This window comes from Vibrio sp. 10N.222.55.C6 (assembly GCF_041473395.1).
GTDB lineage: Bacteria > Pseudomonadota > Gammaproteobacteria > Enterobacterales > Vibrionaceae > Vibrio > Vibrio crassostreae_C.
Map to the genome: position 1 here is coordinate 1 of NZ_JBFRSD010000141.1, position 393 is coordinate 393.

The 393-nt window shown below is 45.5% G+C and carries 1 protein-coding gene; it reads left to right on the forward strand.

Annotation, left to right across the window (positions count from 1 at the left end; translation table 11 throughout):
- The coding region (gene proX / locus AB4486_RS22945; protein WP_372118800.1) for a glycine betaine/L-proline ABC transporter substrate-binding protein ProX at positions 1–393 on the forward strand (393 nt) is incomplete at both ends.

Sequence of the window (393 nt, forward strand, 5' to 3'; positions counted from 1 at the left end):
GAAAAGTACAACATCACCAACATTGGTCAATTAACTGATCCAAAAATCGCGAAGCTGTTTGATGCGGACGGTGATGGCAAAGCAGACCTAACAGGCTGTAACCCAGGTTGGGGTTGTGAGATGGTGATTGAACACCAACTTTCAGCGTTCAAACTGGACGATACGGTAACTCACAACCAAGGTAACTACGCTGCAATCATTGCAGATACAATTTCTCGTTACCAAAAGGGTGAATCAATCCTTTACTACACGTGGACACCTTACTGGGTAAGTGGCGTATTGGTGCCTAACGAAGATGTAGTTTGGTTAGAAGTTCCTTTCTCAGCACTTCCTGGCGAGCGTTCGAACGTGGATACGACGCTATCTAACGGCAAAAACTACGGCTTCGAAATG